The following is a 24,359-nucleotide window of genomic DNA, read 5'->3' as shown; positions in this document are numbered from 1 at the left end:
AAACGCCCCGCGTCATCCATCGACGACGCGCCCGTCCACCACCCGCGCTACCTGCTGGCCGAACACCGCCACATCCTGCGGGTCGTGGCTGATCAGCAGCAGTGGAATACCGGTTTCATCCAGTACGGTTTCCAGCTCCTGGCGCAGGTGCTGGCGCAGGTCGTGGTCGAGCGCTGCGAACGGTTCGTCCAGCAGCAACGCCTGTGGCCGGGTCACCAGTGCACGCGCCAACGCCGTGCGCTGGCGCTGTCCGCCGGATACCTGTGACGGCAGCAGATCCGCCACATGCTCGATCCGGAATGCCTGCAGCCACTGCTCCACTGCCTCGATACGGGTGCCGCGCGGTGGATTCAACCAGCCCCGCTGCAGCCCGAACGCCACGTTCTGGCGCACGCTCAGGTGCGGAAACAGCGCGTAGTCCTGGAACACATATCCCAGGCGACGACGCTGCGGTGGCAGATCGACCCCTGCTCCCGCATCGAACAGTGTCTGCCCGTGCAGGCGCACATGCCCATGCTCCGGGCGCAGCAGGCCGGCCACCGCTTTCAGCGTCAGGCTCTTGCCGGCACCGGAAGGCCCGAACAGCACCACCTGCCGCTGCGTGCACTGCAGTGCAACGTCCAGCTCGAACGTCTGGCCGGACGCCTGCAATCGCCGCTGCACCTGCAGGTCAAGCCACATCGCGCAGCTCCCGACGGCGCCCACCCACCAGCCGCGCGGCCAGCAGCAGGATCACGATGCACACCACCGACGTCAGGATCACCAGCGCATTGGCCTTGCCATCCTGCCCCGCCTGCACCGCTTCATAGATGGCGATCGACAAGGTCTGCGTGCGGCCCGGAATGCTGCCGGCCACCATCAGCGTGGCGCCGAACTCACCCATCGCCCGTGCGAACGCCAGCAGCAGGCCCGCCAGGATCCCGCGCCATGCCAGCGGCAGGGTGATGCGGAAGAACACCGCCGCTTCGGACACACCCAGCGTGCGCGCGGCCTGCTCCAACTGGCCGTCCACTTCCTCGAATGCAGCGCGTGCCGGTTTGAACACCAGCGGAAACGACGCCACCGCAGCAGCGATCACCGCCGCCTGCCAGGTAAACACCAGGTTGATGCCGAACCACGACTGCAACCAGGCGCCGATCGGGCCATTGCGCCCGATCAGCACCAGCAGGTAATAGCCCAGCACCGTCGGCGGCAGCACCATCGGCAGGGTCAGTATCGAATCCAGCAGTTCCCGACCGGGAAAGCGCCGTCGCGCCAGCAGCGCGCCGAGTGCCACGCCGGCAACAAGATTGATCGCCGTGGCCCAGCCGGCCACCTTCAACGACAATCCCAGTGCGCTCCAGTCCAGGTCCATCCGTCAGGGCTTGCCGAACCCGTGCTTGTGCAGGATCGCCTGGCCCTGCGCCGAGCGCACGAACGCCGCGAAGCGCCTGGCTTCCACCGGCTGCGTGCTGGCCTGCACCACCGCCAGCGGATAGGCGATGCGTCCGGCAACCGGAACCTCGAACGCGCGCCGCACGCGATCAGGCATTGCCTGCGCGTCGGTGGCGTAGACAAAGCCCGCATCCACCTCGCCCCGCGCAACGTAATCCAGCGACTGCCGCACGTTCTGCGTACTGATCACCTTGCCCTGGACGGCCGGCCACAGCTTGGCGGCGCGCAGCGCGCCCTGCGCGTAGCGGCCCACCGGCACGCTGTCCGGGTTGCCCACTGCGATGCGCTGCACGCCGGCACCCGCCAGATCGGCCAGTGCGCGCGGCGGCGCCTTCGCCTGCGGTGGCACGACCACCCACAACGCGTTCACCGCGAAGACCTCGCGCGTACCGGCCGCCAGCAGCTTCTGCTGCGCAGCCTGGTCCATCGTTGCTTCATCGGCCGAAGCGAACACATCCACCGGCGCGCCGCGCGCGATCTGCTGCAGCAGTACTCCGGAAGCGGCAAAGTTGAAATCGACCCTGCTGCCCGGGTTCGCCTTCTCATAGGCTGCGCCCAACTCGCGGAAGCTTTCGGTAAGGCTGGATGCCGCCGACACGGTGAGGTTGCCAGCCCACGCAGGCAGCGTGGCCAGCAGACCCAGAAACACCATTGCCCATCGCTTCATCGTCGGCTCCCTGGCCAGGTTCAATCGGGTTCGTTTTCATCGGCCACAGCCAGTGCCGCCAGCCGGTCGGGTTGCAGCAGCAGGATTTCGCGCTGCTTCACCGCAATCACACCATCATCGCTCAACCGCCGCAGCACGCGACTGGCCGTCTCCGGCGCCATCCGCAGATAATTGGCGATCTCGGTGCGGGCCATGGTCAGGTTGAAGCGGGTCGCGGAAAAACCACGCCGCGCGTAACGCGCCGACATATCCAGCAGGAACGCTGCCATCCGCTCCTCGGTGCGGTGGTTGGCCGCCAGCGTGGCGACCTTGCCGATCTCCGCGCTGAGCAGGCTGAACAGCTTGGCCTGCAGCCCTGGCATGCGGGTGGCCAGCAGGCTCAGCTTGGGGAACGAAATGCGGCACAGGTGCACCGTATCCAGTGCCACCGCATTGCAGGGGAAGCGCGAACCGTGAATCGCATTGAGCCCGATCACCTCGCCCGGCAAAGCAAAGCCCAGCACCTGCTCGTTGCCCTGGCTGTCGTCGACGAAGGTCTTGACCATGCCTGCGCGCACAGCGGCGATGGAATCGAAGGCCTCACCCGCACGGAAGATGTAATCACCCGCATGGAACGGCCCCACGTGGTCGACCAGGACATGTAGTTCGCCCAGCGCCGTCTTGTCATAGCCCTGCGACATGCATGCATCGGAGAAGGCACAGGTGCTGCAGAAATGCAGCGCGTCGCCATCATCGGCGGCGGCAGGATTCGGCGTGGTCCGGCCGGGCCGGGCCTGTGAGGGCGGAGTTGAAGACATCGGGACAGCACTCAAGCGATGGCGGCCGCCGGCCGGAAACATGCGGCCATCATACGCCACAGCAACCGCCCTTCCTCGGCCAGGCGAAGCACGCGGCCGTCCCAGCGCGCCCAGCCCCGCGCGAGCAGCGGTGCGAGTGCAGGCAGGGTCTCGGCAAAGCATTCATCGAACGGAACATCATTGCGCCATTCGAAGGCAGCAGCATCCAGCGCATGATCGCAGGCGATGCTCTGCGCGACCTCCGCAGCCAGCCGCTCCTCCTCCGACAGGATCAGGCCAGCGGCCACGCCCACATGCCCTGCCCGCAGGCGTGCCTGCCAGCGCTCCAGGTCATCCTCCGTCCGGCAGAACACCTCGCCAATCTGGCTGCACGCCGCCAGGCCGATGCCGATGAAATCGCTGCGATCGCGGCGGGGCACGCCTGCCAGATCGCAATGACGCTGGCCGTCACCCGGGCCGTTCGGGTCCGGCAGGTCCCCGCGTTGGTAATGGTCGCCGCCGATACCCACATAGCCTGCCTCGCGCAGCAATCGCCATGCCTGCAGCCAGCGTTCCGATGAGGGATGCTCTGGCAGCGCACACGGCGCCGGCAACAGCACGCGTTCGGGCGCATCTGCCAGCACGGTCTGCAGGCGCCCGATGAATCCGGCATCCTCCACAGCGGGCACACGCAGCTGGTAGTAGCGGGCAGTGAAGCCGGCGTCGCGCGCCTGCGCCAGCACTGCCGGGCCAGGCGCATCGGCGCGGTCGATCACGTTCAGTCGCGTGCAACCCACTGCACGTAGTTGTGCAGGCGACAAGCCGCTGCCGGCATCCAGCCGTGCCTCCACCTGCGGCCGGGCCACGGTGCGCAGGTACTGCGGCACCGCATCCAGCAGCTGCCCCAGCAGAACCGGCGGCAGTGCCTCGGCCAGGCCCAGCTGCAGCACCATCGCCACTACCTCGCGGTCTTCGGCCAAGGCATCTGCCTGCAGGCGCAACGCGGCCAGCAATGTGTCGAGATAGCGTTCGGCCGGCACATCGGTCCCCATGCGCCCGGTCTGGAAGCCCAGCGTCAGGCCACGTGGAATCAGGTGCTCGTTGCTGGCCTGCACGGCAGTACGCCAGCCGCTTTCACCGAAGCCGGCACTGAAATGGCCGGCCGGTGGAAACAGCACATGGCGCGGCTGCCGCAGCAATGCGGCCTGCAGCGCTGTGTCCTCGCTCGCATCAACGTGGAAGCTCATGGCTGTCATCCTCGCGCGATCCTCTTCGCGTAGCCCTGATTGAAATCAAGCGTGACGTATTGCGCTGAGGTGCCGGCCAGCGGCCGGCACTGCCATTCACGTGCCGCGCGCCCGTTCCGCGGCAGCCGCATCGATGGCCTCCGGCAGATCGGTCTCCCGATCGATCTGCGGGAAGTGTCGACGCTCCATCCGGCGGATCGCGAAGTGCATCCACGCCAGGGCAGCGGACACCACCACGAACAGCAACATGAAGCAGCTGCTCCAGATGCCCAGGACATCGTTCAGCGCACCGAACACGATCGGCAGGATGAAGCCACCCAGGCCGCCAATCATGCCCACCACACCGCCCACCGCACCCACGTGCCTGGGGTAATACACCGGGATGTGCTTGTAGACCGCAGCCTTGCCCAGCGACATGAAGAAGCCCAGTACGAACACCAGCACGGTGAACATCACCACGCCGATGGCCAGGTGGAAGTGGATCGGGCCATGGATGCCCTTCACCACGTACTCGGTATCGGGGTAGGCCAGCAGGAAGGTGCAGATGGCCGACACACTGAATGTCCAGTACATCACCCGGCGCGCCCCCATCCTGTCGGACATCCAACCGCCCACCACGCGGAACAGGCTGGCCGGAATCGAATAGCAGGCTGCCAGCATGCCGGCGGTGCCGACGTCCATGCCGTACGCCCCCACCAGGTAATGCGGCAGCCACAACGCCAGTGCCACAAAACCACCAAACACGAAGAAGTAGTACAACGAGAACCGCCACACCTGCAGGTTCCTCAGCGGAGCCATCTGCTCGGAGAACGGCACCGGCTTCACCCCGTCACGGCGGCGCTGTTCCAGCGACGGGTCTTCCTTGCTGAACAGGAAGAACAGCACGGCGGTGACCGCCAGCGCGACCGCCCACACCTTGGCCACCATGGTCCAGCCCGCGGCCACCATCACCAAAGGCGCCAGCAGCTTGGTCACCGCCGAGCCGATGTTGCCGGCGCCGAAGATGCCCAGGGCGGTGCCCTGCCTGCTGGCCGGGAAGAACCTGGACACATAGGCCACGCCCACCGAAAAGTTGCCACCGGCAATACCCACGCACAGCGCGGCGAACAGGAACTGGGGGTAGGTGTGGGCATAGGTCAGCATCCAGGTAGCCACTGCGCCGCACAGCATCACCAGCACCATCACCTTGCGGCCGCCGAACTGGTCGGACCATATGCCGAGGAACACGCGGCTGACCGAGCCGGTCAGCACCGGGGTGGCGATCAGCAGGCCGAACTGGGTGTCGGTCAATCCCAGCTGCTCGCTGATCTGTATACCGATGATGGAAAAGATCATCCACACCGCAAAGCACACGGTGAAGGCGAATGTGCTCAGCCACAGCGCACGCTGCTGCTGCCCGGCACTGGCGGGGGCAAGGGCCTGGTTCATGCAATCTCCTTCCTCAAGAGTGGGTCAGCCGACCTCGGCTTCGGCTTCGATCTCGTCCAGTCCGCGCACCGGGTAGCGCTCCTGCAGCTGCAGCAGGTACGCCTGCACCTCGCGTTGGCGCACCTGCAGCTCCAGGTAGTCCCGGATCTGTGGCAGCACTGCGTCGAACGGCAGCGGCTGCCCCTCCTCGCGCCCATCGATGCTGACCACGTGGTAGCCCCAGCGTGATTCCACCGGGAAGCCAGCCAGGCCCTCGCGCAGGCGGAACACCTGGCGATCGAACTCCGGCGTGGTCTGCCCACGCTGCAGCCAGCCCAGGTCACCGCCGTCGCTGCTGGACGGGCAGCGCGAATGGCGCAGGGCGAAGTCGGCGAACAGGTGCGGCGCTGCTTTCAGTTCATTGGCCAGACGCTCGCCCTCGGTGCGTGCGGCCAGCCGCCCGGCCACATCATCGGCCGGCGCGGCCAGCAGGATATGGCGCAGCCGTACCCGATCCGGTGAGCGGAATCGCTCCGGGTTCTGCTCGAAGTAGCGTTGGCAGTCCTCGTCGGTCGGCACGCGGTCTTCGATCGCGTCTTCCAGCAGTTGCTGGATCAGCACTTCCTCATCGCTGACCCGGCCGCCTGCCGGCGCCAGCAGGCCCAGGCGCTGCGCTTCCAACCGCAGCAGTTCACGCACCACCAGTGCGCGCGCCGCCTCGGCACGCGACTGTTCCGGGCGCAGTGCCCGATGGTGCTGCATCTCGCGGGCGATGTCGGCCTCGCTTATCGCCGTGTCCTCCACGAACAACCGGCACGGTGCCGGTTGCCCGAGCGAGCGCGGCCCCTCCCCTGCCCCGTCATGCTGGTGCTGGTGGGCCTCGGCCGGAACCGCCTGGGCGGAATCGATCACGGTGATCGGCAGGAACTTCGGCAGGTTGCCCATGGCTTACTCCCGCGGCCCGTAGCGCAGCGCCGCCTGGCGACGGCGCACCACCTGGTACGGCCGCCACAGATAGCTGACCGGAATGCTCCACACATGCACCAGCCGCGTGAAGGGCGCGATCAGGAACAGGGTCAGGCCCAGGAAGATATGCATCTTGTAGACCCAGCTGACGCCCTCGATGTAGTCAGCAGCACCGGCACGGAAGGTCACGATGTGCTGCGCCCATTCGGCCAGCTGCACCATCACCCCACCGTCCAGATGCCCGGACGATACGCGGATGCTGTACAGGCCAAGACAGAGCTGGGCGAACAGCAGCACCAGCACCAGGGTGTCACCGAAGCTGCCGGTGGCGCGCACGCGGGCATTGGTCAGGCGACGCACCAGCAGGATGCTGATGCCGATGAAGCACAGCGCACCGAACACGCCGCCCACCACCATCGCCAGCATCTGCTTCTGCGAGGAGGTGATGAAGTGCTCATACACCGCGTGCGGGGTCAGCAGGCCGACCAGATGGCCGCCAAGGATGGCGAGGATACCGATGTGGAAGCAGTTGCTGCCGATCCGCATGCCCTTGTCCGACAGCATCTGGCTGGAACCGGTGCGCCAGGTGTACATGGCCTTGTCATAGCGCGCCCAGCTGCCGATCAGCAGCACCGCCACGGCAATGTACGGGTAGTACTGGAAGGCGAATTGATGCAGGTAGTAGTTCATGGCTGGACCTCACGATGCACAGGACGGGCCGGCGAGCGCGTCGGTGGCTTGCAGTCTTCAGCGGGCGCTTCGGCACCGAAACGCACCGCTTCCTCTTCCCACAACCGGTCCATCGCCTCGGCCGTATCGTCGCGGGGTTCCTCACTGGCGCGTTGCCGCAGCGCCTCCAGGTTGACCTTGCCGTCACCAGCTTCCACCAGGATCTCCAGCAGCGGCACGTGCGGCAGCTCACGCTCGGTGGCGCGCGCGGCCAGCATCCCGGCGATGTGGCCGATATGGTGCAGCCACTCGCGCGCTTCGGTCTCCGGCTGGTGGGCCAGGAACTCCAGCAGCAGCGGCAGGTAGTCCGGCAGCTCACGGGCATCCAGTTCGAAGCCGTTGCGGCGGTAGGTCTCCACCAGGTCCACCATGGCCTGGCCACGGTCACGCGATTCGCCGTGGATGTGTTCAAACAGCAGCAGGCTCATCGAGCGGCCGCGGTCGAAGGTCGCCAGCCAGGCGGCCTGCGCATCCAACGGATCGCTGTCCAGCAACTGCTGTACGAAACCACGCAACTGCCTGCGCCGCGCCGGTGTCAGTGCCGCCTCATCGCACGCCGCCAGCAGTTCCTCGCCGTGCTGCCACAGTTCGTCGCGGGGGTAGTCCAGCAGCACCCCCACCAGCTTCAGTACGCTCATCACACCACCTCCTTGCGGCGGTGGTTCGGGCCGTTGTTCACCACGAAGCTGGTGCTCTTGCGCTGCCCGAACAGGTCGGCCGGGCTGTCGCCGTTGCAGCCGTTGCCGAATGTGAAACCGCAGCCGCCGCGCTCGCCGAAGGCATCGTTGGCGTACTCGCGGTGTGCGGTCGGAATCACGAAACGGTCCTCGTAGTTGGCAATGGCCAGGTAGCGGTACATCTCTTCAACCTGTGCCACGGTCAGCCCGGTCTGGTCCAGCACCGCCGTGTCTTCCACGCCGTCCACGTTCTTGGCCCGGCGCCAGGCGCGCATCGCCATCAGGCGTTCCAGCGCACGCACCACCGGCGCCTCGTCACCGGCAGTCAGCATGTTGGCCAGGTAGCGCACCGGAATGCGCAGCGAGGCCACGTCCGGCAGCTCGCCACTCATGCCGATGCGGCCCCGCTCGGCCGCCGACTGGATCGGTGACAGCGGCGGTACGTACCAGACCATCGGCAGCGTGCGGTACTCCGGGTGCAGCGGCAGCGCCAGCTTCCAGTCGATCGCCAGCTTGTACACCGGCGACTGCTTGGCCGATTCCAGCCAGCTGTCCGGAATGCCTTCGGCGCGCGCAGCAGCAATCACCGCCGGATCATGCGGATCCAGGAAAATATCCAGGTGGGCCTGGTACAGATCCTTTTCGGCAGCTACCGACGCGGCCTCGGCAATGCGGTCGGCGTCGTACAGCATCACGCCCAGGTAGCGGATGCGGCCGACACAGGTTTCCGAACATACTGTCGGCTCGCCCATCTCGATGCGCGGGTAGCAGAAGATGCACTTCTCCGACTTGCCGCTCTTCCAGTTGTAATAGATCTTCTTGTATGGGCACGCCGACACGCACATGCGCCAGCCGCGGCACTTGTCCTGGTCGATCAGCACGATGCCATCTTCCTCGCGCTTGTAGATCGCGCCCGACGGGCACGCCGACACGCACGCCGGGTTCAGGCAGTGCTCGCACAGGCGCGGCAGGTACATCATGAAGGTCTTCTCGAAGGCGCCGTAGATCTCCTTCTGCACTTCATTGAAGTTGTAGTCGCGCGAGCGCTTGCTGAATTCCGAGCCCAGGATCTCCTCCCAGTTCGGGCCCCATTCGATCTTCTGCATGCGCTCGCCACTGATCAGCGAGCGCGGCCTTGCGGTCGGCTGGTGCTGGCTGTCCTTGGCGGTGTGCAGGTTCTGGTAGTCGAAATCGAACGGCTCGTAGTAGTCGTCGATCTGCGGCAGGTCCGGGTTGGCGAAGATCTTGGCCAGCATCCGCCAGCGACCACCGGCGCGCGGCACCAGCTTGCCGCTGCCGGTGCGCACCCAGCCACCATTCCACTTCTCCTGGTTTTCCCATTCCTTCGGGTAGCCGATGCCCGGCTTGGTTTCCACGTTGTTGAACCAGGCGTACTCGACGCCCTCGCGCGAGGTCCACACGTTCTTGCAGGTGATCGAGCAGGTGTGGCAGCCGATGCACTTGTCCAGGTTCAATACCATCGCGATCTGTGCACGGACCTTCATCACACCACCTCCTTGCTGGCCGATGCCGAGGCACCAGCGGGCTGTTCATCGTCCAGCCAATCCACCTTGTCCATCTTGCGCACGATCACGAACTCGTCGCGATTGGTGCCGCAGGTGCCGTAGTAGTTGAAACCGTAGGCAAGCTGCGCGTAGCCACCGATCATGTGGGTCGGCTTGAGCACGATGCGGGTCACCGAGTTGTGGATGCCGCCGCGGGTGCCGGAGATCTCCGAACCCGGCACGTTGATGATGCGTTCCTGGGCGTGGTACATCATTGCCATGCCCGGCATCACCCGCTGGCTGACCACCGCTCGCGCGGCGATCGCACCGTTGACGTTGAACAGCTCGATCCAGTCGTTGTCGACGATGCCGGCACTGCGCGCGTCGTCCTCGCTGAGCCACACGATCGGGCCACCGCGCGACAGTGTCTGCATGATCAGGTTGTCGCTGTAGGTGCTGTGAATGCCCCACTTCTGGTGCGGGGTGATCCAGTTCAGCACGATCTCCTTGTTGCCGTTCGAACGCTGGTTGAGCAGCGGCTCGATGGTGCGGGTATTGACCGGTGGCCGGTAGCTCATGAAGGCCTCGCCGAAGTCGATCATCCACTCGTGGTCCTGGTAGAACTGCTGGCGGCCGGTCACTGTGCGCCACGGAATCAACTCGTGCACATTGGTGTAGCCCGCGTTGTAGCTGACGTTGTCGTCTTCCAGCCCGGACCAGATCGGCGAAGAGATGATCTTGCGCGGCTGCGCCTGGATGTCACGGAAGCGGATCGCCTCGTGCTCCTTGCCCTCCGCCAGATGGGTGTGCTCGCGGCCGGTGAAGCCGCCCAGCGACTCCCACGCCTTCACTGCCACATGGCCGTTGGTTTCCGGGGCCAGGTGCAGGATCACTTCGGCCGCGTCGATCGCCGTCGAGATGGCCGGCCGGCCCTGGCTGACCCCCTCCTCGCGCACGGTATGGTTCAACTTGCCGAGGAATTCCACCTCATGCTTCGTATCCCAGTTCATGCCCTTGCCGCCATTGCCGTGCTTGTCCAGCAACGGGCCCAGCGAGGTGAACTTGCGATACAGGTTCGGGTAATCGCGCTCCACCACCGTCATCGACGGCATGGTCTGGCCGGGGATGGCCTCGCACTCGCCCTTCTTCCAGTCGGCCACGCCGAACGGCATGCCCAGCTCGTTGGGGGTGTCGTGCAGGGTCGGCACCAGCACCAGGTCCTTCTCCACGCCCAGCACGCCGGGCGCCATCTCGCTCACGGTGCGCGCCACCTCCTTGAAGATGTCCCAGTCACTGCGCGATTCCCACGCCGGGTCCACCGCCTTCGACAGCGGGTGGATGAACGGGTGCATGTCCGAGGTATTGAGATCGTCCTTCTCGTACCAGGTGGCGGTGGGCAGCACGATGTCCGAGTACAGTGCGGTGGTGCACATGCGGAAGTCCAGCGTCACCAGCAGATCCAGCTTGCCTTCCGGCGCCTCGTCGCGCCACCTCACCTCCTCCGGCTTCACTGCGCCCATCTCGCCCAGGTCCTTGCCCTGCAGGCCGTGGCGGGTGCCCAGCAGGTGCCGCAGCATGTACTCATGGCCCTTGCCCGAAGAGCCCAGCAGGTTCGAGCGCCAGATGAACATCATCCGCGGGTGGTTCTGGCTGGCATCCGGGTCGGCGAAGGCGAAGTCCAGCGAACCGTCCTTGAACTTGCCCAGTGCGTAGTCGGCAGGTGCCACGCCAGCCGCTTCGGCTTCGCGCACCAGCTGCAGTGGGTTGCGGTCCAGCTGCGGCGCACTTGGCAGCCAGCCCATGCGCACCGCGCGCAGGTTCAGGTCGGCCAGGCTGCCGCTGTACTTGCTGGCGTCGGCCAGCGGTGACAGCAGTTCGTCCACCTGCAGCTTCTCGTAACGCCACTGCCCGGTGTTGAAGTAGAAGAACGACGTACCGTTCATATGGCGTGGCGGCTTGCTCCAGTCCAGGCCGAACGCCAGCGGCTGCCAGCCGGTCTGCGGGCGCAGCTTTTCCTGGCCCACGTAGTGCGCCCAGCCGCCGCCGGTCTGGCCCACGCAACCGCACATGATCAGCATGTTGATCAGGCCGCGGTAGTTCATGTCGTTGTGGAACCAGTGGTTCATGCCGGCACCGACGATGATCATCGAGCGGCCATGGGTCTTGTCGGCGGTACGCGCGAACTCGCGGGCGATCTCGATCACTTCCCCGCTCGACACGCCGGTGATGCGTTCCTGCCAGGCGGGCGTGCCCGGCACGTTCTCATCGAAGCTCCTGGCGACATTGGCGCCGCCGAAACCGCGGTCCACGCCGTACTGCGCAAGCAGCAGGTCATACACCGTCGCCACCAGCGTCTGGCTACCATCATCCAGCGCCAGGCGACGTACCGGAATGTTGCGATCCAGTACTTCCTCGGCCGGAGCGGCGGTCCAGCCGTCACTCTCGATGCCACCGAAATACGGGAAGCTGACCGCCTCGATGCCATCGTTGGCCTCGGACAGGCTCAGGCGCAGGCGCGTCTCCGCACCGTTGCTGGCCTTCTCCTCGATGTTCCAGCGCCCCTTCTCGCCCCAGCGGAAACCGATCGAACCGTTCGGCACCACGATCTGGCCACTGGTCTCGTCGTAAGCGAGGGTCTTCCAGTCCGGGTTGTTGGCTTCGCCCAACCCTCCCAGCTCACTGGCACGCAGGAAACGGCCGGCCACCAGGCGGCCATCGGCGCGGCGCTCCAGGCGCACCAGCATCGGCATGTCCGAGTACTGGCGGCAGTAGTCCTGGAAGTACTGCGACGGCGAATCCACATGGAACTCGCGCAGGATCACGTGGCCGAAGGCGAACGCCAACGCGGCGTCGGTGCCCTGCTTGGGGTGCAGCCAATGATCGGTTAGCTTGGCCAGCTCGGAATAGTCCGGGCAGATCGAAACCGTCTTGGTGCCGTTGTAGCGGGCCTCGGTGAAGAAGTGCGCATCCGGCGTGCGCGTCTGCGGTACGTTCGAGCCCCAGGCGATGATGTAGCGGCTGTTGTACCAGTCGGCCGATTCGGGAACGTCGGTCTGCTCGCCCCAGATCTGCGGCGAGGCCGGCGGCAGATCGCAGTACCAGTCGTAGAAGGACAGGCAGGCGCCGCCCAGCAGCGACAGATAACGCGCGCCGGCGGCGTAGGACACCATCGACATCGCCGGAATCGGCGAGAAACCGACCACGCGGTCCGGCCCATACTGCTTCACGGTGTACAGATTGGAAGCCGCGATGATCTCGTTGGCTTCTTCCCAGTTCAGCCGCACGAAACCGCCCATGCCGCGCCGGGTCTTGTACGAGCGCGCCTTTTCCTTGTCCTCCACGATGCTGGCCCAGGCATCCACCGGCCCCTGGGTCCTGCGTGCTTCGCGCCACAGGCGCAGCAGCGTGCCGCGGATCAGCGGATACTTCAGGCGGTTGGCGCTGTACAGGTACCAGGAATAGCTGGCGCCACGCGGGCAGCCACGCGGCTCGTGGTTGGGCAGGTCCGGGCGCGTGCGCGGGTAGTCGGTCTGCTGGGTTTCCCAGGTGACCAGTCCGTTCTTGACGTAGATCTTCCAGCTGCACGAACCGGTGCAGTTCACCCCGTGGGTGGAGCGCACGATCTTGTCGTACTGCCAGCGCTGCCGGTAGCTGTTCTCCCAGTCACGGCCTTCGCTCTTGGCAAACCCATGGCCATCGGCAAAGGGCTGGGGGTCACGCTTGAAGAACTGCAAGCGATCAAGAAAATAACTCATCGGGGGTCTCCCTTTGCGGACATCTGCATCGTGGCTGTGTGTGTCATCTGGCTGCGGTGCGTTTTCATGTCAGCAGGGCGTCTCAGCGCCGCGCCGGTAGTACCACCACCAGGTCACGGCCAGGCAGGTGACATAGAAAACGACGAACCCGTACAGCGCCATATCGGGGCTGCCGGTCAACGTGATCGAAGAGCCATAGCTCTTGGGAATGAAGAAGCCGCCGTAGGCACCGATCGCACCAGAGAAGCCCACCACCGCAGCCGACTCGATGCTGGCCTGGTGCGCCGACGCGGCCTTGCCTTCAGCGTTGGCCCCTGCCGACAGGCGCTCATGCAGCGTGCGGAAGATGACCGGGATCATGCGGAAGGTGGTGCCGTTGCCGATGCCACTGAGCACGAACAGCGCCATGAAGCTGAAGAGGAAGCCGTAGAAGTTGCCGCCCTGGCCATCGCTGGGAAGGAAATGCAGCACGCCGAATACCGCTGCGATCATCAGCGCGAACACCCAGAACGTCAGCCGCGCACCACCCCAGCGGTCGGCCATGCTGCCGCCCACCGAGCGCATCAGCGCACCCAGCAACGGGCCGATGAAGGCGTAGGCCAGGGGGTTCACGGCGGGGAACTGGCTCTTCACCAGCATCGGGAAGCCAGCAGAGAAGCCGATGTAGGAACCGAAGGTGCCGATGTACAACCAGCACATCAGCCAGTTGTGCTTGCGGCGGAAGATCACCGCCTGCTCGGCGAACGAGGAACGCGCGCTGGTCAGGTCATTCATGCCGAACCAGGCCGCCACGGCGCAGATCGCAATGGCCGGCACCCAGATGAAGCCGGCATTCTGCAGGTACAGCGGTGCACCGCCCTCCACCACCGGCTGCGGCGCACCACCGAGGGCACCGAATACGCCCACCGTGATCACCAGCGGAATCACCGCCTGGGCCACGGACACCCCGACATTGCCCAGGCCGGCATTCAGGCCCAGCGCCAGGCCCTGCTTCTGCTTGGGATAGAAGAAGGAGATGTTGGACATCGACGAGGAGAAGTTCGCCCCGCCAAAGCCGCACAGGATCGCGATCACCACGAACACCCAGTACGGCGTGGCCGGGTTCTGCACCGCAAAGCCCAGCCAGATCGTCGGTGCCAGCAGCGACGCAGTGGACAGCGCCGTCCAGCGGCGTCCGCCAAAGATCGGAATCACGAACGAATAGAAGATGCGCAGCGTCGCGCCGGACAGGCTGGGCAGTGCCACCAGCCAGAACAACTGATCGGTGCTGAAGCCGAAGCCGATCTTCGGCAGGCTGATGGTCACCGCCGAGAACAGTACCCAGACCGAGAACGCCAGCAGCAGCGAGGGAATGGAGATGACCAGGTTGCGGGTGGCGACCCGCTTGCCGGTGCGCTCCCAATAGCCGGGATCTTCCGGCGTCCAGTCGCTGATGACGCGACCGGGACTGGCAGTGCTGCGGACAACAGGATCGCTACCGACGGTCATACATGGCTCCAAGGCTGTGGAATGACGTGGGTACTGCTTTCAAGTTGTAACCCGTCGTCATGCAGCCATTAGGCCGTGCAGCAGCAACGACGGGGTTGATCTGGATCAATCAGGGGCGGGTTTTCAGCCTGCCCCTGACAAATGTCAAACCGGTGACGCGGAACCGCGGCGGGTCACGCCACGCTGGCGCACGCTGTCGCGCACATCCACATCGAACTGCAGTTGCAGCGTGGTGCCGTCGTCCAGATACAGCGCAAAGGCCAGGCCATCGCGGCATGGCAGGCGCCCGGCCAGGTCCTCCACGGAAGACCGGGGCAATACCAGGCGGCAATCGGTGCCGCTGTCGAGCAGCACGGCCGATTCGCCACCATGCAGCGAAACGGCCGTGCCCCAACCGCCGCTGCCACCGAACCGGGTCAGGTTCTCCACCGTTTCACCGGCCAGCAGCGTGGCCAGCTCGGCCTCGTCCAGGCGCAAGCGCATTGTCTGTTCTTGCAACTGCACCTTCATGAGGCAACGTCCTCCCATTGGGTGGGGGTATTGCAGTTGATCAGGGCGCTTTCATCAGCGTGGGCCAGGCGCAGCGTCTGCGCGTCCAGCCGGTGTTGCAAGGCCTGCAGGGAACGCGGGCCGAGGGGATCGTGGATCATGTTTTCGAGGATCGTGCGACTTTCATTGTCCACATTAAACAGCATCGGAAGCGGATGCCCGTCAAAGATCGTGCAAGCGCTGCGATGCCCGTCACGCAATTGCTGCAGCAGATCCGGGGTCAAGCGGGGCGTATCCACCGGTACTACCCAAGCCGGGCCATCGGTCATCTGCATCGCCACGCTGAACAGGCCTCCGAGCGGCCCGCAACGCGTGATCTGGTCGGGTATGCCGCCGAAGGCAGGGTAGCGCCCGCTCACCCAGACCCGGTCTGCCCCGGCCAGCCGCAAGGTGCCGCGCATGTGCTCCAGCAGGGTGCGCCCCTGCCAGGGCAGCAATGCCTTGTCGCGGCCCATCCGGCTGGACAGGCCGCCGGCCAGAAGGATGCCGGCAATGGGCGTTGTCACGCGGGAAACCCGACCACGCCATACGTGGCCGCTCCTGTCGGGCGCGAGGGGAAGGCGCCATCCACGCATGGAGCAACCGTGCAGGTACGCCTCAGTAGAGCCACGCCATGCGTGGCTGCTTCTGCCAAGCGCGAGGGGAAGGCGCCATCCACGCATGGCGTGGATCTACTGCCGTCAGTGGTGATCATGCGCCGGTTCACCGTCGGCGTGGCACAGCGTGCAGCCTTCGCTCCACTCGCTGTCGCCGTCCTCGTAATGTTCCTGCTTCCAGATCGGGCACTGGTGTTTCACCGCCTCGATCAACTGCCGGCACGCGCGGAACGCTTCATCGCGGTGCGGGCTGCCCGCAGCCACCACCACCGCCACATCGCCAATGCCCAAGCGGCCCTTGGCATGCGCCACATACAGCTTCAGCTTCGGCCCGAACGTCGCCTCGATCTCCGCCGCCAAGCGCTGGATCTCGTTCAGCACCAGCGGTTCGAACAGGTCATAGGTGATGCCGGTCACCGGCCGCCCCACATTGAAGTCGCGCACCTTGCCGATGAACACATCGATGCCGCCGAATGCCGGGTCGGACACTGCCGCGATGCCTTCGACCGGGTCGATGGCGCGCTGCGCACGGTCCACCACCTTTGCCGTCACGTTGCTGCTCATGGCTCAGCCCCCGCTCACCGGCGGCAGGATCGCCACCTTGCCATCGGCAGGCAGCGCCTCGTGGTCACGCAGCACGCGCTGCTGGTCGGCAAAGGCCGAATAGTCCAGCAACCCGGCGCGGAAACCGGGAAAGCGCACCGGCAACAGCTCTCGTAGCGCCTGGCGCAGGTCGGCCACGGTGCCACCGGCCACCTCCAGCGCAATCTCGCGGCTGTCATCCAGATCGGAAAACGCACCGAACAACTGCAGATTCACCTGTTTCATCATGACTCCTGGGTTGCCAGCTGCAGCGGGTCCTGATGGCCCCAGCCCTGCACGCGCACCGGTGTGCCGGCCGCGACGAGGTCACCCTCACCCTCCAGCACCACCCAGGCGTTGGCCTGCAGCATGGATTTCAAACGGAACGATTCCTGCCCGGACAGCACGCGCGCGCTCAAGCGCCCCTGCGCGTCCACGTCCACCCGCGCACGCGCGTGGAAGCGCAGGCCCGGCGGCTTGCGCACATCGGCCTGCAACGGCAGCTGCAGCAGCGGCTCTGCGGCCAGGCCCAGCAGGCGACGCAGCACCGGTTCAACGAAGAAACGCTGCCCCACCGCCGCCGACACCGGGTTGCCCGGCAGGCCGAAATACAACTCGCCATCGGGCAGCACTGCAAACAGCAGCGGCTTGCCCGGGCGGATCGCCACCTTGTGGAACACGATGCGGGCGCCGCGGGCGCGCAGCGCATCGGGAATGAAGTCGTAGCGGCCGGCCGACACCGCGCCGGTGCTGATCAGCACCTTCGCACCCGCAGCCAGCGCGTCGTCCAGCACCGCATCGAAGGCAGCCACGTCATCGCCTACCGTGCCCTGCCACACCACCTCGGCACCGGCGGCCTGCAGGCGGCCGATCAGGTAGGGCCGGTTGCTGTCACGGATCTGTCCGGAGTCCAGCGCCTGCGCCGCTTCGGTCACCAGCTCCTTGCCAGTGGCAATGACCGCGACCTTCGGCCGTGCCACCACCGCCACCTCGGCCACGCCGATGGCGTGCAGCAGAGTGCGTGCATTGATGTCCAAGGCCTGCCCGGCCTGCAGCACGCGCTCGCCTTCTTCCACGTCCTGTCCGCGCAGGCGCACGTTCTGGCCAGGTTTCACCCCGCTCTTCAACGCAATGCGGGTCGGGCGACCCTGCTCGCTGGCAAGGATCTCCACGTTCTCGATCGGCACCACCGTATCCAGCCCAAACGGCATGCGCGCGCCAGTCATGATTTCCCAGGCGCCGTCGCCGCCCTCGGCACCGGCGTCGCCCGCCGCCTGCCAGCCCTGCACCACAAATTCGGTATCGCTTTCGAACGGCGTGCCATTGGCGCGCAACGCGAAGCCGTCCATCGCCGAGTTGTCGAACGGCGGCAACGACTGCCCGCTGATGATGTCCGTGGCCAGGATGCGACCCGCAGCCTCATGCAATGCCAGCCGCTCGGCCGGCAGCGGTGCAGCCGCTTCCATCAGGTGCTGCAGCGCTTCGCTGTAGGCAATCATGCGTGGCCACCGCCATCGACCATCGCCAATGCGTGGCCCAGCACCGGCGCCAGGATGTCCAGGCACTGCGCGGCCGCACGCGGGCTGCCCGGCAGCGCAAACACCAGCATGTCATCCAGCTGCACCACCTCGGCCCGGCTCAGCCAGGCCATCGGCGTGTGCTGCGCACTCAACGCGCGCACCATCTGCGCCAAGCCGTGCACCGGTCGCGCATTCAACGAACGCAGCGCCTCCGGGGTCAAGTCGCGCGGGCCAAGCCCGGTGCCGCCGGTACACAGGCACAGGCGTACGCCCTCGCCCGCCAGCGCACGCAGCCGGCCCGCCAGCGGCTCGATGCCGTCGGGCAATACCTCGGCAGCCACCACCTCGCCACCGAGCGTCTGCAGCCCGTTCACCAGCTTCGGGCCGGACTCATCGGCATAGCTACCCTCGCTGGCGCGATCGCTCAGGGTGATCACCGCGCAGGCCGCACCGTTCAGGCCCTTGGGCGGGCGTGGCCGGAAGCGCTCGCGCTCACTCTCGTCCATGCCTTCAGGGTGCAGCCACAGGCCGCGCTTGCCGCCTTCCTTGAACAGCAGGCGGATGCCCTCGATGCGCAGTGCCGGCTCCACCGGCTTGCTCAGGTCGTACAGGGTCAGCAGTGCCGCGTTGACGCCGGCAAGCGCCTCCATCTCCACACCGGTGCGGGCCTCGCTGGCGCACTCGCACCACACGCGTATCGCCTGCCGCTCCGGCACCGGCGCGCAGTACACCTGCACCAGTTCCAGCGGCAACGGGTGGCACAGCGGCATCAGCATCGAGGCCATCTTGGCGCCCTGCAGCCCGGCGATCTCGGCCATCACCAGCGCATCGCCCTTGGGCAACCGGCGCTCGACAATCAGCGGGTAGGCCACTGGCCCGGCATGCAGCTCGCCCACCGCTACCGCGCGGCGGCGGGTAACGCGCTTGTCACGCACATCGGCCATGTGGAAGGCCGCAGTCAATTCACCACTCATCGTGTTCCTCATCCTCCAATCGAAGCCAGATGCGGGGTCAACCCGGTCTGGCCCTGGTGCAATCCGTGCCCGGCCGCTTTCAGGCCAAGCTGTGTGGTGATGCGTGCCAGCAGCGCGTCCTGGTCGTCGTCGCTCTGCAACAGCGGGCGCAGCGGCACGCCGAATTCGCCGAACAGGCACAGCCGCAGGTCACCCTTGGCGGTCACCCGCAGGCGGTTGCATCCCTTGCAGAAGTCACGCGAGTACGGGGCGATGATGCCCACCGTGCCGCGATGCTGCGGGTGGCTGAACTCGCGTGCCGGGCCGGCATCGGCCGCGCGCGGGCGCTCGTGCCAGCCAGCGGCCAGCAGCTGCTCGATCACCACGTCGGCGCGCAGATGGTGGCGCTGGAAATAAGCTTCGTTGTCGCCGGTACGCATCAGTTCGATGAAGCGCACGCTGAAAGGACGGTCGCGCAGGAAGTCCATCCACTGCGGCAGCTCGTCGTCGTTCAGGCCGCGCAGCAGCACTGCATTGAGCTTGATGGCTGGCAGACCCAATGCCTGTGCCATCTCCAGCCCCTGCTGGATTTCCGGCAGGCGGTCATGGCCGGTGATGGTGCTGAAGCGCTCGCGCTGCAGGCTGTCCATGCTTACGTTCAGCGCGGTCAGGCCGGCGCGGTGCCAGCCCGGCAGGCGACGCGGCAGCAGCGTGCCGTTGGTAGTGATGGCCACCTTGCGGATGCCCGGCACGGCCGCCACCGTGGCGATGATCTCGTCCAGGTCCTTGCGCAGGCTGGGCTCGCCACCGGTCAGGCGGATCTTGGTCATCCCCAGCATGGCAAAGGCGCGCACCAGGCGCGCGATCTCGTCCACCGCCAGGAAGCGCGGGCGGCCGTCGGCCTGGTAGCCATCGGGCAGGCAGTAGCTGCAACGGAAGTTGCAGGCCTCGGTCAACGACAGGCGCAGGTAAGGAAAGCTGCGCCCGAATCCGTCGGTGAGTTGGCTCATGGCTGGTCCACCTTGTTGTTCCACCGTCTTGCCTGTGCCCGGAACGGCCCGGATACCCTCGCCTGCTGAGACTGACGCCAGCCTACGCGGCAGGCATTGGCAGCGGGATGACTTAAATCAATCGCCGCCGGCCACGCCGCCCGGACGTTATGGCAGCATGCGGCTTTCCGTGCAGCGTGCGTGTGACAGCCATCATGATGATGAATGATTTCCAGCAATTGCTGCAGGCCGCCAGCGAACAGGCCGAACCGCAACGCCTGCTGTTCGTATTCGCCCGCGCCGACCTGCCCGAATCGCCCACCGACGACCAGCGCGACCGGCATGACCGGCGTGAGGGCGGCACCCTGTCGCCTGTGCTGTGCGTGGACAAGCTGCCGGCCGAGGTGCCGAGCTTCCAGGCACTGGCCAGCGAGTCCACCACCACCGGCGTGGAGTGGGACATGGTGTTCGTGGCGGCAATGGATGGGCGTGCAGGCTTCGCCCCCAGCACCGACGAGGCCACCCGCCCGCTGCGGCTGATGGTCAACGCCATCAACGACGGCCAGATCGGCCGCTTCGCCGCCTTCGACCGCAGCGGTGAGCCGATCCAGTTCTATTGAGTCACCAGCTGCAGGGTCAGGAAGAAGATCACCAGCACCGTATTCAGGCCCCAGGCTACGGTCAGCCCGCGCGCGGCAACACCCAGGTTCGGGGTCCGCGCGGTGGGCGCCGCGCGCCAGACTGCGGGGATGATCCAACCGGTATAGAGCAGCAGCACGGCGAACATCGCCAGCACCAGTGTGGTGCGCTGGTTGGCGAGGGCCCAGAGGGCAACGGCCCAGAGCATGTTGCTGGGGATGACCCCTTGCAGCCAGAAGACGTTCCAGAGGCGTGAACGGCCTTGGGTGTCGGGCGTGGGATGCAGAGACGCGGTAGCTGTCATAAGTCTCCTTTGTGTTTAGGAAACGTGCTGGGCAAGCCTGCGCTTGGTGGCGGGGAACGTCAAGGCGCGACGGAAACGGTAGCGCCGGGCCATGCCCGGAGGAGTGCATCAGAGCACCACACCACGTTGCTCGCCGGGCATGGTCCAGCGCTACCCATGGCTTGTCGCCATCAACCCGCTCACACATCCCGCGCATCCCCTATAACCACGACCCCTGTCGCAGATTGCCTGGTCGCGGTGGATCATCGCGGCAGCCAGCGCTGCCAGTACTTAACAGCGTGGTTCAATGCCGAAAGCGTCTCCAATCGTGAGTTATTTGCAACTTCTCTGATTGGCATTGCACAGCGACGCGGGCTCAGATGGCGTGCCACCGAAAACGGGTGGCCGGGTTTCGAATCCCGTGTTGGCGTTGAGTGATTGCGCTTGCCAGCCGGCGTCCACATTCCGTGGCGCCGGCTGGCAATCCGTCTGCCGGCTATGGCGGGCGGTGCGTGGGGGCGTTCGCGCCCACCGGCTTGACGTCAACCCGGATTCGAACCACGTACCGCCCGCCACCTCTGTGTGGCGGCTACCGATTGCCTTGCACGGAGCCTCGCCATGAACGGATCTGATCTTCCCCACCTGCACGCCTACCGTGACCCGGCCAATGCCGATGACCTGGCAGAGGCTGTGCCCTGCGCGGATGCGCATACCCTGATTGCCAACCTGAAGCGCATCGGCAAAGGCGCCGCCGCCGACGGGCAGCCCTGGCCAGAGCGACACCAGTTGCCCGGGCGCTGCATGGCGCTGGCCGATTCGGATTGCGCGTTGGCCGGCTTGCGGGTGGTGCAGGAGGTACTGCTGGCGGCGGAGCGCACCCGGCAGAACGGCGAGCTCGAGGATTATGTGGGGGACCGGGTGATGGAAGGGCTGATGCTGGCGTGCCTGGCGTTGAGTGCGCAGGCTGTGGGGCGATTGCAGCCCGAGGGGTGAATGCCACGCGCAACGCTTCAGCGAAGAGCGCTTTCAGCAGGCGTCAGTGCCCGCTGAAAGCGCTCCTCGGATCGAGGTAGATGATCGGCGAGGAGTCTACCGTCCAGAATTCAAGCTCGAACAGCTGATCCTGATCGTCCACGCACAGATACGACCTGCTTTCGCGTTGACAACAGTTCAGCACTCATCCATTCCCATCAATAGATGCCAGCCATGATACGAATGTAATCGTCGAGCGAATCTACCTTCTGATTGATTGCAACACCCCGCTTTCTCGCCAGCGATTGAAGCTCGAATATCAAAACCCCATATCCCGAGTCCCAACCATGTGCGTCGTCAGGCGACAGCTCCTTCGAAAAGCGATCTCCGGGCCGGAGCTTCCCTGGTGGAAGTCGAAGCTCATCTGCAACGTGCTTAAGTAGCTCGACTACGGTTTCCTGATCCAAGCCACTTTCCGCATAGTACTGGTCATAGAAGCCAGGAGGAGATAGCTCCTCTCGCTCTCTCAGAATATCCATCATTTCTATTGACCTCTATTCACCGCCTGCGCTACAGCCACAATAAACCACGGAGCCGATGTTCCAGAATCCCTCCCACACAGTCGTCACCACAGCCACGCGACCCAAGAGTCTTCCTGCCGAACTCCAAGATGCTTGAACAGGGCCGAATCGACGCCCGTTGGCCGCCCGCTGCATCGTCTGCCCCGCTTGGGAACCCGCTGCATGCTGCCACGTTGTTGCGTGGGGTGCCGCGCTGATTCCCGAACCTGTACTTCCAACTGCAGTGTTGGCAGCGGCGTTTGCTACCTGTGCCCTGGATGTGACATCACCTGTTGTCGACGTACCTTCCGGACCGCTGGCGCCAAGCTTGCCCCAGTCCCATCGCCTCTCCGAAACGCAATCGGCGAAGGTCGCCTGAAGCCCATGCGGATCGACCAAGGAAAGTGGCGTGGACTGAACATAAGCAAAGGTGTTTGCCCCCCGTTCAAGCCAATCGGGTCACTCTGCGAGTACCGACCAACCGCCGGGTCATACTCGCGCTGGTAGTTGTAGAACAAGCCGCTGGCATCCGTGGCCTGCTGGCCCGGGAAGCGTAGCGCCAGCCTGAACGTCACTCCATCGCTATCGACGTCATTGATCGGTGCTTGATCACCAAACACCTCGCTCTTGTTGCTCCACTCCCAGATCGCGACATCGCGCACCGGGTCGATCACAACACGTGGCGTACCCAGATGATCCGGCTGGACGTAGGCCAGCTCCGGCACGCCGCTGCTCGGCAGATTGATCAACGCCACCGGATAGTTGTCCAGCCAGATCGCCTGCTGCTGCACCTGCCCCGTGGCCGAATAGTTGCCCAGCCACTGCCCTGCCTCGTCATACAGCGCGATCTGCGCTGCGCCACCGTCCGGCGTGCGCAGCACTCGCTCACCGCGGTGGTTGTAGGCGTAGCTTTCCTGCACGGCATTACCCTGCTTCACCGCGTTCATGCGGTTGGTATCGCTGCAGGTAAACGATCTGCTGCCAGAGCGTGGCATTCCCTGCTGCCTTAGGGCTGCGCGCAGCGAGGCGATTCGCTACCGTCCGCTGCCCCAGGAGCTGCCGCCGACCAATCGAGCCATCTGAACAGACCACGTCTCCAGAAGATGCTGCGCGCCCGATTCACCACCATTCTTCAGGACGGAGATAATCGCATCCAATCTACGTTGGACCGCACTGGACATTGGCAAAGCCAGGAGATTCTTCAGCGTGGCATCCGCCGCCAAGAAATCGCCAAGCCGAATGGCGGATATGTACTTTATCCATTCGGAGTAGTCGTTCCTGAAGTCAAGGCCGTCAACATAGATCAAAAGGTCTGCCGCCGTTCTCACCCTCTCAAGATTTTCGACGTACTCAGTATGCATGCCACAGAAGAAACGTTCATCTCCTTTCGCAACTGCAACCCTCTGGCCTAGAGACATGTGCAGGAACGGCAAATCATCATAGGTCGGAAGTACGAAGGTCCATAAGTAGATAGCAGACGGTGCAGGGTCTATCGCAAACCCAGAGATCACATCTCGCGTATACGAGGCAATCAAGAAATTTCCAACGACCCGCATGCCGCTTTTCTTCGCGTCCTTTTTCAATCTCCGCAGGTCAAACGCTCTCATGCTATGCCTTCCTGGAGGGCTGAGGAGCTCCCTGTTTCATGTCTCGCACATTAAGAATCCGCCGGATCACCGGAGAGTCGATCAGCAGGTTCTCGCCGAGCGCTTTCGCAAGATCCTGCAACTCGGCAGACCATCCCTCAACCTGCGGAAGCGCCACCCTGGTGAACAAGGTCCTCTTCCCATCTGCCCCACCCGAAAAACAACCAATTCCTGTGCATCTTCATCGACACAGACGAGATGGTCATACGTATTCATTGTCAATTGTTCCATGTATTCAATGGCGGAATAGGGCTTCCGCTAAGACACGCAGCATATCTCTGCGTCGCCGACGCATGACAGACCGCACCAGCTCTTGCGCCACGCCCCCCGGTGATTCCATTGCAGGTATCCGTGTCAGTCCGTAGCAGGGCCTCACAATCTTCTCCCTCCTCGGGAGATGCGCCAGGTTGTCTTGCTCT

At 65.1% G+C, this 24,359-nt stretch carries 25 protein-coding genes and 1 pseudogene; 2 read left to right on the top strand and 24 right to left on the bottom strand.

Annotated elements, in window-relative coordinates:
* Window positions 1-12: 12 nt before the first annotated feature.
* The 19 genes from ABIA73_RS00955 to moaA form a co-directional block, all read right to left on the bottom strand.
* Entirely contained in the window at window positions 13-681 is a 669-nt protein-coding gene (locus ABIA73_RS00955) for a sulfate/molybdate ABC transporter ATP-binding protein (RefSeq protein WP_279206998.1), read from the bottom strand.
* Window positions 671-1,354: a molybdate ABC transporter permease subunit gene (modB, locus tag ABIA73_RS00950; protein WP_025874355.1), complete on the bottom strand. Its 684-nt coding sequence runs from the start codon at window positions 1,352-1,354 to the stop codon at window positions 671-673. The genes ABIA73_RS00955 and modB overlap by 11 nt, the downstream gene beginning before the upstream one ends.
* A 3-nt stretch (window positions 1,355-1,357) precedes the next feature.
* A complete protein-coding gene (modA, locus tag ABIA73_RS00945; protein ID WP_099784375.1) occupies window positions 1,358-2,101 on the bottom strand; it encodes a molybdate ABC transporter substrate-binding protein in 744 nt (247 codons plus the stop codon).
* Window positions 2,102-2,121: 20 nt separating this feature from the next.
* Window positions 2,122-2,898, bottom strand: coding sequence for a helix-turn-helix domain-containing protein (locus ABIA73_RS00940; protein ID WP_033831271.1), 777 nt, complete (start codon window positions 2,896-2,898; stop codon window positions 2,122-2,124).
* Between the two features lie 11 nt (window positions 2,899-2,909).
* Window positions 2,910-4,124 (bottom strand): oxygen-independent coproporphyrinogen III oxidase, encoded by a 1,215-nt coding sequence (locus ABIA73_RS00935; RefSeq protein WP_354275258.1) that lies wholly within the window; start codon window positions 4,122-4,124, stop codon window positions 2,910-2,912.
* 96 nt (window positions 4,125-4,220) lie between these two features.
* Complete coding sequence (locus ABIA73_RS00930) at window positions 4,221-5,552, bottom strand: MFS transporter (RefSeq protein ID WP_025874351.1); 1,332 nt, start codon at window positions 5,550-5,552, stop codon at window positions 4,221-4,223.
* Window positions 5,553-5,576: 24 nt separating this feature from the next.
* On the bottom strand, window positions 5,577-6,476 hold the full coding sequence (locus ABIA73_RS00925; RefSeq protein WP_025874350.1) for a peptidylprolyl isomerase: 900 nt from the start codon (window positions 6,474-6,476) through the stop codon (window positions 5,577-5,579).
* A gap of 3 nt (window positions 6,477-6,479) precedes the next feature.
* Complete coding sequence (narI, locus tag ABIA73_RS00920) at window positions 6,480-7,187, bottom strand: respiratory nitrate reductase subunit gamma (RefSeq protein WP_088100111.1); 708 nt, start codon at window positions 7,185-7,187, stop codon at window positions 6,480-6,482.
* Window positions 7,184-7,864, bottom strand: a complete 681-nt coding sequence (gene narJ / locus ABIA73_RS00915; RefSeq protein WP_025874348.1) for a nitrate reductase molybdenum cofactor assembly chaperone — start codon at window positions 7,862-7,864, stop codon at window positions 7,184-7,186. Before narJ ends, narI begins: the two co-directional genes overlap by 4 nt.
* Entirely contained in the window at window positions 7,864-9,408 is a 1,545-nt protein-coding gene (narH, locus tag ABIA73_RS00910) for a nitrate reductase subunit beta (RefSeq protein ID WP_025874347.1), read from the bottom strand. Before narH ends, narJ begins: the two co-directional genes overlap by 1 nt.
* Window positions 9,408-13,163, bottom strand: coding sequence for a nitrate reductase subunit alpha (locus tag ABIA73_RS00905; RefSeq protein ID WP_354275257.1), 3,756 nt, complete (start codon window positions 13,161-13,163; stop codon window positions 9,408-9,410). The genes narH and ABIA73_RS00905 overlap by 1 nt, the downstream gene beginning before the upstream one ends.
* A 69-nt stretch (window positions 13,164-13,232) precedes the next feature.
* Window positions 13,233-14,651, bottom strand: coding sequence for a NarK family nitrate/nitrite MFS transporter (locus ABIA73_RS00900; protein WP_033831277.1), 1,419 nt, complete (start codon window positions 14,649-14,651; stop codon window positions 13,233-13,235).
* Window positions 14,652-14,795: 144 nt separating this feature from the next.
* On the bottom strand, window positions 14,796-15,161 hold the full coding sequence (locus ABIA73_RS00895) for a hypothetical protein (RefSeq protein WP_154880612.1): 366 nt from the start codon (window positions 15,159-15,161) through the stop codon (window positions 14,796-14,798).
* On the bottom strand, window positions 15,158-15,706 hold the full coding sequence (gene mobA / locus ABIA73_RS00890) for a molybdenum cofactor guanylyltransferase (RefSeq protein WP_425505512.1): 549 nt from the start codon (window positions 15,704-15,706) through the stop codon (window positions 15,158-15,160). The genes ABIA73_RS00895 and mobA overlap by 4 nt, the downstream gene beginning before the upstream one ends.
* A gap of 174 nt (window positions 15,707-15,880) precedes the next feature.
* A complete protein-coding gene (locus ABIA73_RS00885) occupies window positions 15,881-16,360 on the bottom strand; it encodes a molybdenum cofactor biosynthesis protein MoaE (RefSeq protein ID WP_025874342.1) in 480 nt (159 codons plus the stop codon).
* A gap of 3 nt (window positions 16,361-16,363) precedes the next feature.
* On the bottom strand, window positions 16,364-16,624 hold the full coding sequence (locus ABIA73_RS00880) for a MoaD/ThiS family protein (RefSeq protein WP_025874341.1): 261 nt from the start codon (window positions 16,622-16,624) through the stop codon (window positions 16,364-16,366).
* The gene (locus ABIA73_RS00875; protein WP_354275256.1) at window positions 16,624-17,877 is read right to left on the bottom strand and encodes a molybdopterin molybdotransferase MoeA; all 1,254 of its coding nucleotides are present in this window, start codon (window positions 17,875-17,877) and stop codon (window positions 16,624-16,626) included. The genes ABIA73_RS00880 and ABIA73_RS00875 overlap by 1 nt, the downstream gene beginning before the upstream one ends.
* The gene (gene moaCB, locus ABIA73_RS00870; RefSeq protein ID WP_354275255.1) at window positions 17,874-18,872 is read right to left on the bottom strand and encodes a bifunctional molybdenum cofactor biosynthesis protein MoaC/MoaB; all 999 of its coding nucleotides are present in this window, start codon (window positions 18,870-18,872) and stop codon (window positions 17,874-17,876) included. Before moaCB ends, ABIA73_RS00875 begins: the two co-directional genes overlap by 4 nt.
* A gap of 8 nt (window positions 18,873-18,880) precedes the next feature.
* Complete coding sequence (gene moaA / locus ABIA73_RS00865; protein ID WP_263928947.1) at window positions 18,881-19,861, bottom strand: GTP 3',8-cyclase MoaA; 981 nt, start codon at window positions 19,859-19,861, stop codon at window positions 18,881-18,883.
* A 194-nt stretch (window positions 19,862-20,055) separates the two neighbouring features.
* Between moaA and ABIA73_RS00860 the strand changes: the two genes are divergently transcribed.
* Window positions 20,056-20,460, top strand: a complete 405-nt coding sequence (locus ABIA73_RS00860; RefSeq protein ID WP_025874337.1) for a hypothetical protein — start codon at window positions 20,056-20,058, stop codon at window positions 20,458-20,460.
* Here ABIA73_RS00860 and ABIA73_RS00855 read toward each other — a convergent pair.
* Window positions 20,454-20,783: a hypothetical protein gene (locus ABIA73_RS00855; RefSeq protein WP_025874336.1), complete on the bottom strand. Its 330-nt coding sequence runs from the start codon at window positions 20,781-20,783 to the stop codon at window positions 20,454-20,456. The genes ABIA73_RS00860 and ABIA73_RS00855 overlap by 7 nt on opposite strands.
* Window positions 20,784-21,380: 597 nt before the next feature.
* Here ABIA73_RS00855 and ABIA73_RS00850 point away from each other — a divergent pair.
* Window positions 21,381-21,755, top strand: coding sequence for a hypothetical protein (locus ABIA73_RS00850; RefSeq protein ID WP_263928948.1), 375 nt, complete (start codon window positions 21,381-21,383; stop codon window positions 21,753-21,755).
* 43 nt (window positions 21,756-21,798) lie between these two features.
* Here the strand turns inward: ABIA73_RS00850 and ABIA73_RS21500 are convergent, their stop codons facing one another.
* The 4 genes and pseudogenes from ABIA73_RS21500 to ABIA73_RS00835 all read right to left on the bottom strand — a co-directional run bounded on the left by ABIA73_RS21500 (window position 21,799) and on the right by ABIA73_RS00835 (window position 23,901).
* Entirely contained in the window at window positions 21,799-21,897 is a 99-nt protein-coding gene (locus tag ABIA73_RS21500) for a hypothetical protein (RefSeq protein WP_425513044.1), read from the bottom strand.
* 55 nt (window positions 21,898-21,952) lie between these two features.
* Window positions 21,953-22,276 (bottom strand): hypothetical protein, encoded by a 324-nt coding sequence (locus ABIA73_RS00845; RefSeq protein ID WP_025874334.1) that lies wholly within the window; start codon window positions 22,274-22,276, stop codon window positions 21,953-21,955.
* Between the two features lie 12 nt (window positions 22,277-22,288).
* Window positions 22,289-23,314, bottom strand: a pseudogene (locus tag ABIA73_RS21495) (RHS repeat-associated core domain-containing protein); the annotation flags it as partial.
* 14 nt (window positions 23,315-23,328) lie between these two features.
* Window positions 23,329-23,901, bottom strand: a complete 573-nt coding sequence (locus ABIA73_RS00835) for a hypothetical protein (RefSeq protein ID WP_025874332.1) — start codon at window positions 23,899-23,901, stop codon at window positions 23,329-23,331.
* Between the last annotated feature and the right edge of the window lie 458 nt (window positions 23,902-24,359).

The organism is Stenotrophomonas sp. 2694 (assembly GCF_040548715.1).
Lineage (GTDB): Bacteria > Pseudomonadota > Gammaproteobacteria > Xanthomonadales > Xanthomonadaceae > Stenotrophomonas > Stenotrophomonas indicatrix.
This window is presented reverse-complemented; position numbering and strand designations above follow the sequence as displayed.